The organism is Pseudomonas sp. CFBP2511, assembly GCF_030209255.1.
GTDB lineage: Bacteria > Pseudomonadota > Gammaproteobacteria > Pseudomonadales > Pseudomonadaceae > Aquipseudomonas > Aquipseudomonas avellanae.
Genome location: NZ_JARVSI010000006.1, coordinates 95,859 through 110,423 on the forward strand (window position 1 = coordinate 95,859; position 14,565 = coordinate 110,423).

At 59.8% G+C, this 14,565-nt stretch carries 15 protein-coding genes and 1 pseudogene; 7 read left to right on the forward strand and 9 right to left on the reverse strand.

What is annotated here, in order from left to right; translation table 11 throughout:
* Positions 1-4: 4 nt before the first annotated feature.
* Positions 5-893 (reverse strand): annotated as a pseudogene (locus QRN38_RS05130) (DMT family transporter).
* A 222-nt stretch (positions 894-1,115) separates the two neighbouring features.
* Between QRN38_RS05130 and QRN38_RS05135 the strand changes: the two are divergent.
* A complete protein-coding gene (locus QRN38_RS05135) occupies positions 1,116-2,372 on the forward strand; it encodes an OprD family porin (RefSeq protein ID WP_007246374.1) in 1,257 nt (418 codons plus the stop codon).
* Positions 2,373-2,861: 489 nt separating this feature from the next.
* On the opposite strand, the gene pcaC is transcribed toward QRN38_RS05135, so the two are convergent.
* The 8 genes from pcaC to QRN38_RS05175 form a co-directional block, all read right to left on the reverse strand.
* Complete coding sequence (pcaC, locus tag QRN38_RS05140; RefSeq protein WP_057419213.1) at positions 2,862-3,260, reverse strand: 4-carboxymuconolactone decarboxylase; 399 nt, start codon at positions 3,258-3,260, stop codon at positions 2,862-2,864.
* Positions 3,257-4,618 (reverse strand): 3-carboxy-cis,cis-muconate cycloisomerase, encoded by a 1,362-nt coding sequence (locus QRN38_RS05145; RefSeq protein WP_005765672.1) that lies wholly within the window; start codon positions 4,616-4,618, stop codon positions 3,257-3,259. The genes pcaC and QRN38_RS05145 overlap by 4 nt, the downstream gene beginning before the upstream one ends.
* A gap of 24 nt (positions 4,619-4,642) precedes the next feature.
* Positions 4,643-5,992 (reverse strand): 4-hydroxybenzoate transporter PcaK, encoded by a 1,350-nt coding sequence (pcaK, locus tag QRN38_RS05150; protein ID WP_007246376.1) that lies wholly within the window; start codon positions 5,990-5,992, stop codon positions 4,643-4,645.
* Positions 5,993-6,059: 67 nt separating this feature from the next.
* Positions 6,060-6,662, reverse strand: coding sequence for a protocatechuate 3,4-dioxygenase subunit alpha (gene pcaG, locus QRN38_RS05155; RefSeq protein ID WP_057419212.1), 603 nt, complete (start codon positions 6,660-6,662; stop codon positions 6,060-6,062).
* Between the two features lie 11 nt (positions 6,663-6,673).
* Positions 6,674-7,393 carry a protocatechuate 3,4-dioxygenase subunit beta gene (gene pcaH, locus QRN38_RS05160; RefSeq protein ID WP_003373348.1) on the reverse strand — a complete coding sequence of 240 codons (720 nt, stop codon included), beginning with the start codon at positions 7,391-7,393 and terminating at the stop codon, positions 6,674-6,676.
* A 127-nt stretch (positions 7,394-7,520) separates the two neighbouring features.
* Entirely contained in the window at positions 7,521-8,450 is a 930-nt protein-coding gene (gene pcaQ, locus QRN38_RS05165; protein WP_005765677.1) for a pca operon transcription factor PcaQ, read from the reverse strand.
* Positions 8,451-8,488: 38 nt separating this feature from the next.
* Positions 8,489-8,737 (reverse strand): glutaredoxin family protein, encoded by a 249-nt coding sequence (locus QRN38_RS05170; protein WP_007246378.1) that lies wholly within the window; start codon positions 8,735-8,737, stop codon positions 8,489-8,491.
* Positions 8,738-8,809: 72 nt separating this feature from the next.
* Positions 8,810-9,880, reverse strand: a complete 1,071-nt coding sequence (locus QRN38_RS05175) for an acyltransferase family protein (RefSeq protein WP_007246379.1) — start codon at positions 9,878-9,880, stop codon at positions 8,810-8,812.
* A gap of 397 nt (positions 9,881-10,277) precedes the next feature.
* Between QRN38_RS05175 and QRN38_RS05180 the strand changes: the two genes are divergently transcribed.
* The 6 genes from QRN38_RS05180 (at position 10,278) to QRN38_RS05205 (ending at position 14,514) form a co-directional block, all read left to right on the forward strand.
* Positions 10,278-10,592 carry an ElaB/YgaM/YqjD family protein gene (locus QRN38_RS05180; RefSeq protein ID WP_003373339.1) on the forward strand — a complete coding sequence of 105 codons (315 nt, stop codon included), beginning with the start codon at positions 10,278-10,280 and terminating at the stop codon, positions 10,590-10,592.
* 4 nt (positions 10,593-10,596) lie between these two features.
* Positions 10,597-10,989 carry a phage holin family protein gene (locus tag QRN38_RS05185; RefSeq protein ID WP_003373338.1) on the forward strand — a complete coding sequence of 131 codons (393 nt, stop codon included), beginning with the start codon at positions 10,597-10,599 and terminating at the stop codon, positions 10,987-10,989.
* The gene (locus QRN38_RS05190) at positions 10,986-11,342 is read left to right on the forward strand and encodes a hypothetical protein (protein WP_005765681.1); all 357 of its coding nucleotides are present in this window, start codon (positions 10,986-10,988) and stop codon (positions 11,340-11,342) included. Before QRN38_RS05185 ends, QRN38_RS05190 begins: the two co-directional genes overlap by 4 nt.
* Positions 11,343-11,508: 166 nt before the next feature.
* Positions 11,509-12,840 (forward strand): deoxyguanosinetriphosphate triphosphohydrolase, encoded by a 1,332-nt coding sequence (locus tag QRN38_RS05195; protein WP_005765682.1) that lies wholly within the window; start codon positions 11,509-11,511, stop codon positions 12,838-12,840.
* Positions 12,841-13,091: 251 nt separating this feature from the next.
* The gene (locus QRN38_RS05200; RefSeq protein ID WP_003373331.1) at positions 13,092-13,484 is read left to right on the forward strand and encodes a response regulator; all 393 of its coding nucleotides are present in this window, start codon (positions 13,092-13,094) and stop codon (positions 13,482-13,484) included.
* 403 nt (positions 13,485-13,887) lie between these two features.
* Positions 13,888-14,514 (forward strand): response regulator transcription factor, encoded by a 627-nt coding sequence (locus QRN38_RS05205; protein WP_005765684.1) that lies wholly within the window; start codon positions 13,888-13,890, stop codon positions 14,512-14,514.
* Positions 14,515-14,565 lie beyond the last annotated feature (51 nt).

Genomic DNA, 14,565 nt, shown 5'->3' on the forward strand with positions numbered 1-14,565 from the left:
GACGCTATCCACCCTTGCGCCGCTGTTGCCATGCCGCCGCCAGGCCACTCAGGCAGATAATCGCGATGCCGGCCTGTGCGGTGGGCGATGGCATGTGGTCGAACACCAGAAATCCCAACAGCCCGGCGAAGACGATCTGGCAATAGCTGAACGGCGCGAGCATGGCGGGCGCAGCGAAGCGGAAGGCCTGGGTCAGCAGCAGGTGCGCGGACATGCCGCACGCACCCAGTGCGAGCAGAAACGGCAGATGCTTGAGCGCCGGTACTTCCCAGAAAAATGGCACCAGCGCGCTCATCACCAGCGTGTTGAACAGCCCGGCGAAAAAATTGCTGGTGGTCGGGCTGTCGAACGGGCTGACCAGCCGCGTCAGCAGTTGATAAAGCGCAAAGCACAAGGCCGACGACAACGGCAGCAGAATCGCCGGCGTGAACAACTCGCCGCCCGGATGAATGATGATCATCACCCCCGACAAACCCGACTACCACTGCAATCCACTGCCCACGCGTCACTCGTTCATGCAGCAGCGGCACCGACAATGCGGTGACCAGCAGCGGCGCAAGAAAGTTGACCGCCGTGGCTTCTGCCTGCGGAATGAACATCAGGCTGCTGGTGAACAACAGACTGGTGCCCAGCAAGGCCAGCGCGCGCAGTGCCTGTAAGCCGGGGCGTTTGGTGCGCAGCACGCGCAAACCCGCCGATGGCATGAAGATGCAGGCCATGAGCAACGTGTGCACCAGATAGCGCGCCCAGACCACCAGAATGATCGGGTAGAAACCGGACAGGTATTTGGACAGCGTGTCGTGACTGGCAAACAGAAAGGTCGCCAGAAGAATGAAGCCAATTCCTTTCAACGGTTGATTGACGCCGGACAACGGCGTGCTGGCAGGGCTCATCGGGCTTCCTTGTTCAAGTTTCAGGCTGTATACGCCGCCTGTATCTACAGATCAGTGAGCATCGCACACGCTTTTGCAACGTCCTGCACAAAATGTTCGGACCAGTACATTAACGTTCGGTAACCGCCCAAAACAGATGTTTCACAATTGCACACCGCGCCCCGGCATTTCACTATCGCAGCCAGCTACAACGACTCAATAACTACAAAAAAGGTCTGTTCCATGCGCTCGAACGTCTCTTGCAAAATCGCTTGCGGCCTCTCTGCGGCCATCGCCTCCACCCTCGCCCCTGCATTGAGTCACGCCGCCGGGTTCGTCGAAGACGCCAAGGTCAATCTGAACCTACGCAACTTCTACATCAACCGCAACTTCGTCGACCCGGCCAACGCGCAGAATTACGCCGAGGAATGGACGCAGAACTTCATTCTCGACGCACGCTCCGGTTTTACCCAAGGCACCGTGGGCTTTGGTGTCGATGCGCTGGGGCTTTACTCGCTCAAACTGGACGGCGGCAAAGGCACGGGCGGCACACAGCTGCTGCCGATTCACAGTGATGGACGCCCGGCCGACGACTTCGGGCGTCTGGCCGTGGCAGGCAAGGCGCGTTTCTCGAAAACCGAATTGAAGGTCGGCGAATGGATGCCGGTGTTGCCGATCCTGCGCTCCGATGACGGCCGCTCGCTGCCGCAAACCTTTCAGGGCGGGCAGATCACCTCCAAAGAGATCGACGGGCTGACCTTGTACGGTGGCCAGTTCCGCGCCAACAGCCCGCGCAACGACGCCAGCATGCAAGACATGTCCATGACTGGCCGCGCCGCGTTCACCTCCGACCGCTTCAACTTCGGCGGCGGCGAGTATGTGTTCAACGAAAAACGCACTCAGGTTGGCGTGTGGTACGCCCAGCTTGAAGACATCTACCATCAGCAGTATTTCAACCTGCTGCACAGCCAGCCGCTGGGCAGCTGGACGCTGGGAGCCAACCTCGGCTACTTCCAGGGCAAGGATGATGGCCAGTCGCTGGCGGGTGATCTGGACAACAAGACCTGGTCCGCCCTGCTCTCGGCACGACACGGCGGCAACACTTTTTACGTGGGCCTGCAGAAGGTCAGCGGCGACAGCGCGTGGATGCGCGTCAACGGCACCAGCGGTGGCACACTGGCCAACGACAGTTACAACTCCAGCTTCGACAATGCCAGAGAGAAATCCTGGCAGTTGCGTCACGATTACGACTTCGCAGCCCTCGGCGCGCCTGGCCTGACCCTGATGAACCGCTACATCAGCGGCGACAACGTGCACACCGGCGCTATCACCGATGGCGAAGAATGGGCACGGGAAACCGAGTTGGCCTATGTGTTTCAGAGTGGTGCGTTCAAAAGCCTGTCGCTCAAGTGGCGCAACTCGACCATGCGCCGTGATTACAGCACTAACCAGTTCGACGAAAACCGTATGATCGTCAGCTACCCGCTGTCGCTGCTCTGAAAACCTGAAAAATAGCCGCCACGGCTGAGTAACGTGGCGGCGTTGACTATCGTGCCGACGCTCCCGCGTCGCATGCCGCTCTGGACGCTCTGCGTCCGATCTTGAGTATGCGGCGCGGCTCAGATCTATGACGCTCCGCGTCACACTGCGGTTCTGCGATGTCAGCTGGATGTGTTTACGGCTCAAGTCACCTTTTCGCCCCTCGGCGACTGACTTTGAAGGATCAAAGTAATCAAAATCCCCGCTCCGTTTCCGGCCCGACTTCGTCGGGTTCCTTCGCCCTGTCACTTACGTCGCACTCTGCGTCGTCAGTGCCGTAGCGGTAAAAAAGCGCTTTGATTATCAACTATCGTACGACGCTCCGCGTCGCATGCCGTTCTGGACGCTCTGCGTCATCTTTGTGGCGCTACGCGCCGCATGTTGGTTCTGCGAGTCAGTGAGATTCGGGCAAGGCATGACATTTCGCAGCACTCCTCGTTAGGCGACTTTTCATTCCTCCTTCAACGACTCCACACCCATCTCGTCCCACACCGCTTCGGCGAGGTGAAACGTCGCGTTGGCCGCCGGAATGCCGCAGTAGATCGCGCTCTGCATCAGCACTTCCTTGATCTCTTCGCGGGTCACGCCGTTGTTTTTTGCAGCTTTGAGGTGCAGACGCAATTCGCCCTCACGGTTCATGCCGATCAGCATGGCGATGGTGACCAGGCTGCGTGTGTGGCGGGGCAAGCCTGGGCGGGTCCAGATATCACCCCAGGCGTGCCGGGTGATCATTTCCTGAAATTCTTCGTTGAAGGGCGTCAGTTTGCTCAGGCTGTTATCGACATGTGTGTCGCCCAGCACAGCGCGGCGCACCTGCATGCCAGCTTCGTAACGTTCGTCTTCGGTCATCGGGAAATCCTTGTGTGTTCAGCCACGGCACGTTCGACCCACAGGCGGGCCTGGCCAAGGTAATGGGCCGGATCGAGCAGGCGATCCAGCTCGGCGCAAGTAAGTTGCTCGCTGACCTGCGGGTTGTCTCCGAGCACCTGACGCAGATGCGCGCCCTGCTCCACCGCACGCCGACAGCATTGTTCGATCAGATGATGGGCCGCGTCACGGCCGATACGCTGGGCCAGCGCAATACTCACAGCTTCGGCCAGCACCAGGCCTTGGGTGGATTCCAGATTGACCCGCATGCGCTCGGCGTCTACTTGCAGACCGGGTATCACCTGCAATGCCTGTTGCAGCGAACCGGACACCAGGCAGCACAGCTCAGGCAGGGTTTCCCACTCGGCGTGCCACAGGCCCAGGCTGCGCTCGTGCTCCTGTGGCATGGCCGACAGCATCGTCGCAACCAGCCCCGGTGCCCGAGTGGCTGCGCCGATCATCACCGCTGCACCCACCGGGTTGCGCTTGTGCGGCATGGTCGAAGAGCCACCTTTGCCCGGTGCGGAAGGCTCGAATACCTCACCCACTTCGGTCTGCATCAACAGGCTGACGTCACGCCCAAGCTTGCCGAGGCTGCCGGCGATCAAGCCCAGGACGCTGGCAAACTCCACCAGACGATCACGCTGGGTGTGCCAGGGCTGCTCGGGCAGTTCCAGCTGTAATTCACCCGCCAGTGCTTGCGCCACCGGGAAGGCCCGGTCGCCCAGCGCCGCAAGGCTGCCGGACGCGCCGCCGAATTGCAGGCACAGCAGGCGCGGTTTGATCTCGTTCAGGCGCTGGCGATGGCGAGTGATGGCGCCCAGCCAACCGGCGATTTTCATCCCCAGCGTGACCGGCGTGGCCTGCTGCAACCAGGTGCGCCCGGCCAGCGGCGTAGCAGCATGGCGCTGCGCCTGTTCAGCCAGTGCCTTGGCCAGTTGCGCAAGGTCACGCTCCAGCAAGACGATCGCCCGGCGTATTTGCAGCACCAGCCCGCTGTCCATCACGTCCTGACTGGTCGCGCCCATGTGCACGTAACGCTCGGCTTGCGGGTTGCGCGCAGCAATCTGCCTGCCGAGCGCCTTGACCAACGGGATCGCCGAATTGCCGGCGCTGCCTATGGCAATGGCCAGTTCGTCGAAATCGAACAGCTCGGCGCGGCAGCTCTGCTCGATATCAGCCACGACCTGTTGCGGGATCAGGCCGACTCGCGCCTGCGCCCGAGCCAGCGCAGCCTCGAAATCGAGCATGCCCTGCACCCGGCCTTCGTCCGAGAAAATGTCGCGCATATCGGACTGCGTGAAATAGGCATCAAACAGTTGATTGCTCGGTCTGTTCACATCAACGCTCCAGATTGAACGGTTTCAAGTGGCATCGGAATGACTGACCCACCCCTTGATCAGGATCGCCAGCGCCGCCAGTGCCGCCGGGATCACCAACGCAGTCAGTACCTGCTCGAAATTCCAGCCCAGGCCCAGCAACGTGGCACCGGCCCACGCGCCCAGAATGGCACCGAAACGGCCGATCCCGAGCATCCACGATACGCCCGTGGCGCGGCCCTGCGTGGGGTAGAAACGTGCCGCCAGCGACGGCATCGCCGACTGCGCGCCATTGATGCACATACCCGCGAGCAGTACCAGTGTGGCCAGTACCGCGACATTGCCCAGACTCTGCCCGACCAGGTACGCAAACACCCCAGCCAGCGCATAGGCGAAGCCGATGACTTTATGCGGGTTGTAACGGTCCATCGCCCAGCCGACACCCACGGCGCTCAACACGCCGCCAAACTGAAACAACGCCCCGATGAACGCCGACTGCTCCATGCTCGCGCCGCTGTCACGCATCAATGTGGGCAGCCAACTGGTCAGCAGATAAACGATCACCAGCCCCATGAAATAGGTCAGCCACAACAGCAAGGTGCCAGCGCTGTACGTACCGGAAAAAATCACTTTCAGAACGTTGCGGCTGCTGACGGTTTTCTGTTCGGGAACCGTAAACGCAGTCACCCCCGCCACTGCTTTGGGCGCAATCGGCGCAAGCACCTTGCGGATCTGCTCGGCCCCGCGATTGCGCACCACCAGAAAGCGTGCCGACTCCGGCAGCCAGACCATCAGCACCACCGCCAGTACCAACGGCAGGATACCGCCGAGCATCAGCAGGCTGTGCCAGCCCATGCTGGGGATCAGCTTGGCCGACACAAAACCGCCGCAGGCCATGCCCAGATTGAACCCGCAGAACATGCTCGTCACCAGCAAGGATTTGAGCCGCTCCGGGGTGTATTCCGAGAGCAGCGTGGTGGCATTGGGCATCGCAGCGCCCAGCCCGAGGCCGGTTAGCAAGCGCAGCACCAGCAACTGGTCGATGTTGCTGCTGTAGGCTGACGCCAGGCTGAAAATCCCGAACAGGAACACCGCCACCACCAGCACCACCTTGCGCCCGAAACGGTCAGCCAGCGGGCCGGAACCCAGCGCACCGAAGACCATGCCGATCAGCGCGGCGCTCATTACTGGGCCGAGGCTGGCCCGGTCGATGCCCCAATCCTGACTGAGCGCCGGCGCGATAAAGCCCATCGCCGCGGTGTCCAGGCCGTCGAGAAACACGATCAGAAAGCACAGCGCAACGATCCGCCACTGATACCCGGATAACGGCTGCGCGTTGATGAAAGCCTGTACGTCGAGCGTGCCGGTTGCAGGGCCGCTGGCTGTAAGCGTCATGAAGGTGTCCTTTTATTTTTATAAGGGCGCCTGCCGATGCAGGCGCCGTGAAACGCACGCACATGCTTCAGAAATCGAAAAACACCGTTTCGCCTTCACCCTGCACGCGGATGTCGAAACGATAGGCCGATTGGCCCTCGTGCGTACAACGACGCGCAATCAGGGTTTCGCGACGCGGCGGCTGCTCGATAAGGTTCAGCACCGGGTCGATGGCATTGGCCTGTGCTTGGTCATCGAAATACAACCGCGTCTGCAGATGAATATTGATGCCACGGGCAAACAGCGACACATTAATATGCGCAGCCATCGGCACACCCGCCGCATTGCGCACCGAACCCGGTTTTACGGTCTTCAACAGCCACTGACCGTCATCGGTGGTTGCGGTGCGGCCAAAGCCGTTGAACGGCCGGTCGGGATGAAATTCGTGGTCATAAACGCCCTGATGATCGGCCTGCCAGAACTCCAGATAGGCATCGCGAATCAGGTGGCCGTTGCCATCGAAGACATTGCCCAGCAGCACGATGTGCTCACCCGGCGCTTCGGGCCTGGCCATCTCGTTCCAGATTTCCAGCTCGCGGGTCGGGTTGCCGGCCACTTGCGGGGCCAGACCAATGTGCACGTAAGGGCCAGCGGTTTGCGAAGGGGTTTCCTGCAGCAATTGAACGGGCATGTCGGGCCTCCTCAGCAGTTTTCGAAGTGCGTCTTGCGCTGACCGCGCAACACGATGTCAAAGCGATACGCCAGGCAGTCCATCGGGTTGCCCAGTGCCAGATCAAGCCGGGCGATCAGGCTCTGCACCGCATCCGGGTTGGTGATCGACTTGACGATCGGGCAGATCGGAATCAACGGATCGCCTTCGAAATACAGCTGGGTGATCAATCGCGTGGCAATCGACGGGCCGCTGATCGACACGTGAATGTGCGCCGGACGCCAGTCGTTGGGGCCGTTGCGCCACGGGTACGGACCCGGCTTGACGGTGCGAAAGCTGTAATTGCCTTCGCTGTCGGTCAAGGTGCGGCCGACACCGCCGAAATTGGGGTCGATCGGGGCCAGGTACGCATCACGTTTGTGACGGTAGCGCCCGCCGGCATTGGCCTGCCAGATCTCTACCAGAGTGTGCGGAATCGGTTTGCCATACTGATCACAGACCCGACCGGCGAGCAAAATGCGTTCGCCGATGGGCAGCCCGCCGTTGTTGAAGTTGAGCAGCAGGTCGTTGTCGTGCTGGCCAAACTGCAAATGCGAGAAATCCGGCCCGGTGGTTTCGGAAATGGATTGCGGAATACTGACTAGCGCCTGACGCGGCGAACGGAGTATAGAGGTCTTGTAATCAGGCGTCAGGGCTTTGGGGTGCCAGTTTCGATCACGAATGACAAAGCGGCTATTGTCCACGGCGGACATGGCGTTCTCCTTGTTTTTCTTATGGACGCGCAGGCGTCGATCACTTGCGCTACAGGCTGCGGCGAAGTGTCGCGCTATTTATGCTTACAGAGAACTGAAATAAAACCACGCATCCATAACCAATTGGTTATGCATACTGCCCTTCCCGGTACGCCGCACCGACGGTTCGCAACTCATCCACGCACCACTGCGCTGCGCGCGTCAGTGGCAAGGCCGGGTTGCTGCACAGGCCAACCGAGCCGCCCGGCTCGCGAATTCCCATATCCAGTTCGACCAGAGTGCCGCCTTTCAACTCCAGCAACACAGCGTCCAGCGGTGCAATCCAGATCGCATTGCTGCACTGCACGTAACGGCGGCTCAGGGTCAGTGAAAGGGTTTCCAGGCGCTGGCGCGGCATCTGAATACCGCACTGCACGAACAGGCTGTCGGCAAACTTGCGGATGGTGGTGCCCGCCAGCGGCAGCACCAGCGGGAACTGCTCCAGGCTTTCACGCTTGAGCGGCGCAGCCAGCAGCGGGTGGTCATTGCGCACCACCAGCGTCATTGACTCGTGGTACAAGTGCTCGAAAGTAAGCCCCTGAATCTGCGGGCTGTCGGTCATGCGCCCGACCACCAGGTCCAGCTCGCCGACACGCAATTGCGAGAGCAGATAGGCGCTTGGGCCAGTCATCACACTGACGATCAACGCCGGGTGGCGCGTGTGCAGGCGCTTGACGACCTCTGGCACCAGCAGGCTTTCGGCGGTGGACAGCACGCCCAGCCGCGCCGTAACGGTTTCATGCTCGCCGGAGCGCAAGCTGCTGACCCCGTCGCGCAACGCCTGGACGCTGGGCCCGGCGAAACGCATGAACGCCACGCCCGCGTCGGTCAGCGCCGCACCGCTCTTGCTGCGCACGAACAAGGTCGTGGCCAGCAGGGTTTCCAGCTCCTTGAGGCTTTTGGACAAGGCAGGCTGACTGATCGCCAGCGCATCGGAGGCCCGCGCCAGACTGCCCTGCCGTGCCACTTCCAGAAAGCACACCAGATGGCGAAATTTGATGCGGGTGTCGATATTCAAGGCGCGTCGGGTCCGGGAATGGTGGAGAAAAATGCCGTTCAACGGCTGAGAAAAGAAACCACTTGAGGCGCTTCAAAGGGCCACTCCAGTTCCTCGCCCGTGTCGATGCGGCGCAGCACTGGAACGCGCAGTTCATAACGCTCTAACAGTTGCTCATGCTCGCCGATGTCGATCAGCTCGACCATCAGGCCATGCTCGATTGCAAACGGCAGCAGCACCGCTTCGGCGACCTCGCACAACGGGCACCCCAAGGTGCTGAACAGCTGGCATTCGGGTGGCATGAGCATAATTGACCCTCGACGGCTACGTGACAAGCCTCTACGTGACAACCAAAACCTGATTCTAGGCCTGACGCCATATCACGTCGACACCCGAAAATGCGTCTTGCTGAACGCGTTGGCGCGGTCCAGCACAGGCTTCTCGAAACAGCGATAGCCGACCCAGCCGTAACATACCGCCGCCGCCATCATCAGCACGGCGAAAAACAGGTTGTCCAGGTAACTCTCGGGCCAGGCCCCCACCAGGCTCCAGACCCGCCCGATCACGCCGAGCACCAGCAGATGTGACAGGTAAATGGTGTAGGACATGTCACCTGTAGCGACCAGAAAACCCGGCACGACGAGCCGCCGGCGCCGCTCCAGCAAGGCCAGCGTCAGCACCAGTGTGCCGAACGTCCCGCCAACCATCAGCATGCGCAACAAACCCTGACTGTCGTAAAGCCGGTAAACACCTATCAGCGGCACCGCCACCAACAGCGCGACCGCCAGCAAGGCGCAGACGGCAACCGATGGCAACCTTGCACTGTGGCGACCATAGAAGAACAGCGCCAGCGCAGCGCCGAGGATGAACTCCAGCGAATAAGGATGCAGGATGATTTTTAGAGCGGAAGAATAGTCCTGCCAGTCTGCCAGTGCGTTGAAAACGACAATGATCAATGCCCAGCCGCCGAGCAGCAGCGGCAGGCTGCGTTCACGAAACAGTAGAAAACCGGAGAACACCACGTAGAACCACAGCTCGAAAAGCAGTGACCAGGCGACCATCACCAGCAACACCTTGTCATTGGGCAGCAGCAGGAAGGACATGAGCAGGTTGGACCCACCGTGCCCACTGTTGACCATCCCCGGCTGTACCAGAAACACCGCCAGGGTGATGAAAAAATACAGCCAGTACGTGGGATAGATCCGCGACACCCGATTGAACAGAAAGCGCCGGGCCTCTGCGCCACTCTGGAAGCGGCCACGACTGACAATCACCATCACGAAACCGCTGATGACAAAAAACAGATCCACACCCAACTGAAAAAAATCGAGCAGCGGCGGCAGAAGAATATCACCCCCGGAAAACTTGCTCTCGACCGACATCATGTGAAACAAAACCACACCCAGGACTGCAACGCCTCTGAGCCCCTGCAGGGAATACAGCCGCTCCATGCCTCTCTCCGTTCGGCTCGATGCGCTCATCTTCAGTGCCTTCTCAATTACCGTGCACAGGCTCGCGCGTTTCAAGCATAGCCAAAGGCCAGAAATACGGAACCCTCAACGTGTGGTTTTTCCTGGCGGGTGCTTTTGGAGTAAGGTGCAGCGGCCCAGACTGTGTAAAAACTACTGCGCTCGGCAATACTGCGTTAAAAACAGGCGAAAAATGCTCATTTAGAACACCTAGACTCCGCTTTTTCGCCTGTTTTTGCCTTGTCTTGCCTTCGCTCGTGACGTTTTTACACACTCTGAACAGCGGACGGCCTGATCGAACACGATACGGCAATCGAAGTGAACCTTCAGGAATCACCTGTACTCGAAACACCCATATGCCACCTAAACGGAGAAAACCATGGCTCGCCAAACCGCACAGAATGCTCAGGAAATCCTGAGGGCCGACTTCCAGGTACTGGTTGCAGATACCGAGAAACTGCTGGCACACACCGCCTCTCTGGCAGGTGATCAGGCCGACGAACTGCGTGCCCAGATTCGTGAAAGCCTGTTGCGTGCCAAGGAAACACTTAAAACCACCGAAGATTCGCTGCGCGAGCGCGGTGAAGCGGCAGTGGTTGCTACAGAAGACTATGTCCAGAACAACCCCTGGCAGTCCGTCGGTATCGCCGCAGGTGTCGGCTTTCTGATCGGTCTGCTGGCCACAAGGCGCTAACATCATGACTCTGGGAACGGAATCAGCACCGCCCGAGGGAACTCCGGGCTCTACACCGCGGCGCCTCGGCGCCGCCTTCCTTGGTCTGTTGCACAGCCACGTCGAACTGTTCGGCATCGAGCTGCAAGAGCAGAAGGCGCGCACTGTCAGCCTGTTGCTGTTCGCAGGGCTGGCGCTGGTTTTCGGCCTGCTGTTGCTCACGGGGCTCTCGGCGCTGCTGCTGATCGTTCTGTGGGACAGCTATCGACTGGCCGGGATCATCGGCCTGTGCACGTTCTACTTTCTGGCCGCGATCTTCTGCGGATTGCGCCTCAAAGCAGCGATTTTCGATGAGTCGTCGCCGTTTCATGCGACCCTCGAAGAACTGGCCAACGACCGTGAGCGATTGATGCCATGAGTGAACCCAAATCGCACCAGAGCAATACTCGCCGTGAACTGCGCAAGGCCTTGATACGCCTGCGCATGGAAATGCACCGTCAGGAAATACGTCACGAATCGACGCAACTACTGCAGCCGTTGCAACGCTTTCGTGGCATCCGCCACGACTGGAAAAGCGCACTGGGCTTTCGCCACGCGCCGCTCTGGGGCGTGGGTTCGGTCGCCCTGCTGGGCTTTCTCAGTGGCAAGCGCGCCAGGACCGGGCGTACCAGCTTTCTGGGCCGCCTGTTGAAACTCGGCATCACCCTGACGCCGCTGATCAAGGTGGCCCTGCAGCGCCGCGCTATACAGAACCGCAACCACAGGCTCTGACTGCGCCCTGATATGAATCAGGCTTGAAACCGAATGCCCGTCCCGATGTTTCGCGGCGGGCATTTGTTTTTCATGCGTGCCTGTTTACCTCTCTGCATACTTAAGGCCTTGCGGCAGGCCCGTCGAACCGGGAAGCTAAGCCACTATCATTGATGGAGTGACCGCCTTGGATTGGCAGACCCTGCTTAACCGCGAACGACTCGGCAAAACCCTGCACAGCCCCGAAGAACTGGGGCGCAGCCCGTTTCACAAGGACCACGACCGGATCATCTTTTCCGGTGCCTTCCGCCGTCTGGGGCGCAAGACGCAGGTCCATCCGGTGTCCAGCAACGACCACATCCATACTCGGCTGACCCACTCACTGGAAGTCAGCTGCGTTGGCCGCTCGCTGGGCATGCGCGTCGGCGAGACCCTGCGCTCTGCCCTGCCCGACTGGTGCGACCCCAGCGACCTGGGCATGGTCGTGCAGTCGGCCTGCCTGGCCCACGACATCGGCAACCCTCCGTTCGGCCACTCCGGCGAAGATGCGATTCGCAACTGGTTCAACCTGGCGGCCGGACGAGGCTGGCTCGATGCGATGAGCGAGACCGAGCGCAACGACTTTCTCAACTTCGAGGGCAATGCGCAGGGGTTCCGGGTGCTCACGCAGCTGGAATATCACCAGTTCGACGGCGGCACACGCCTGACCTACGCCACGCTGGGTACTTACCTCAAATACCCGTGGACGGCTCGCCATGCCGATTCGCTGGGGTACAAGAAGCACAAGTTCGGCTGCTACCAGAGCGAACTGCCGATTCTTGAGCAGATCGCCAGCAAGCTTGGCCTGCCGCAACTTGAAGAGCAGCGCTGGGCACGCCATCCACTGGTCTACCTGATGGAAGCCGCCGACGACATCTGTTACGCGCTGATCGATCTGGAAGACGGTCTGGAAATGGACCTGCTGGACTACGCAGAAGTCGAGTCCCTGCTGCTCGGGCTGGTCGGCGATGACCTGCCGGAAACCTATCGGCAACTGGGCCCCGGTGATTCACGCCGACGCAAGCTGGCGATCCTGCGCGGCAAGGCCATCGAGCACCTGACCAACGCGGCCGCGCGAGCCTTTGTCGAACAACAGGACGCACTGCTGGCCGGCACCCTGCCCGGCGACTTGGTCGAGCACATGCACGGTCCGGCCAAACGCTGCGTGCTGAACGCCAAGGACATGGCTCGCAAGAAGATCTTTCAGGACAAGCGCAAGACGCTGCATGAAATCGGCGCCTACACCACGCTGGAGATCCTCCTGAACGCCTTTTGCGGGGCAGCCGTCGAACAGTTTGGTGGCCGCACGCCCTCCTTCAAGCACCGGCGTATTCTCGACCTGCTGGGCAACAGCGCGCCCGACCCCAAAGCGCCGCTGCATGCCTCGTTCCTGCGTATGATCGACTTCATCGCGGGGATGACCGACAGCTACGCAGGCGAAATGGCCCGGGAAATGACCGGACACTCCGGGCACATCTGACCGGCAGCGGCCAGCCAGCTTCCCGGACAGAACCGGGAAACTGGCCAGCCTGACTTGCTTGCAACGCAAAATTCAGACAAGCCCTACACGCATGTCAGACGAGTCCTATCGCAGGTTTTCTTGCATCCCTCAATAATTCCAGCCACTTCAACCGCCGCACCGGCACGTCATCCATCCGCCTGCGACACTTACGGGTCCGCACGCAGCCTGCCGATGCCTGAACGCCTCGCCAGGTTTTTTCCGGAAAACTCATGTCCAAACACAGCCTGCGCATCCTGCTGGTGGAGGATCACCCTTTTCAACTGATCGCCACTCAGGTGCTGCTCAACAATCAGGGCTACTTCCTGCTGACTCCCGCACTGACCGCAGCAGAGGCGATGGACGCCATGCACCGCAGCCCCGAGCCTTACGGGCTGTTACTGTGCGACCAGTGCCTGCCGGACATGGCGGGCATCGAACTGATCAGCGAAGCGGCAAGACAAGGTCTGCTGCGACAGGCCATCCTGCTCAGCGGCGTACCCGACGCGCAGCTTGAAAGCCTGCAGCAACTGGCGATGGAACGCGACCTGCCGCTGCTCGGCTGCCTGAGCAAACCCCTGAACGGCGCCGACCTTAGCCGCTTGCTGGAAAACATTCCTGCCTGAGGCCCGCCACTTGGCTTTATCCGCACCCGCTTGGCCTGCCTTTGCTGCCAGCACCTGAAGCGGAACCGCAACACTCTTGTACGCGGCGATTAACAAAAGATGCAACAGACGACACGCTGAAAGCTGTGAATTCGCGTTCAGACGTGTAGGAAAGTTTCAATAAACAGGCCTGATGATTCCAGGAAGTTATAAACAACCTGCACATCAATAACCCATCATCACACCGAAATGCGCGTTAACGTTTAAACACACTTATGTTCATCGTAGGCTTTTACGTACTCCGATACGTTAAATATTGTAGGACTTTTCCTATATATGCCTGCCGAGCAAGTCTCTTCATGTGCCTGCCCGAACATCTGAGCTAAGGTGCGCGCTTTCTTCGCTGCTTGTTATGGAATGGAATATGAACTCAGTTTTTATCATCGATGACCATCCGGTTATTCGAATGGCTGTAAGAATGCTGCTGGAAAACGAAAACTACACCGTGGTCGGCGAAACCGATAATGGTGTCGACGCTATGCAAATGGTTCGCGAATGCATGCCCGACCTGATCATCCTCGACATCAGCATTCCCAAGCTGGACGGGCTCGAGGTGCTGGCGCGGTTCAGCACTATGGGGCTGCCCTCCAAGATCCTCGTGCTGACGTCACAGACCCCCAACCTGTTTGCCATCCGCTGCATGCAATCCGGTGCTTCCGGTTATGTATGCAAACAGGAGGACCTCAGCGAGCTGCTCAGTTCGGTAAAAGCGGTATTATCCGGCTACAATTACTTTCCCAGCCAGGCATTGGCGTGCGCGGTTCGTGAAGACGGGATGACCAGCGAGCTAGAGCTGTTCAAGTTGGTCAACGACCGCGAACTGATGGTGTTGCAATTGTTTGCGCAGGGACGCTCGAACAAGGAAATAGCTAAAGGCATGTTTCTCAGTAACAAGACCGTCAGCACTTACAAGACACGGCTTATGCAAAAACTGAAAACCAGAACCTTGGTAGAACTTATCGAGATGGCAAAACGCAACGCGCTAGTGTGAGAGACCGGATGCCCACGCGCTTCAGACAATTATTAATACTGGCCACAGGCC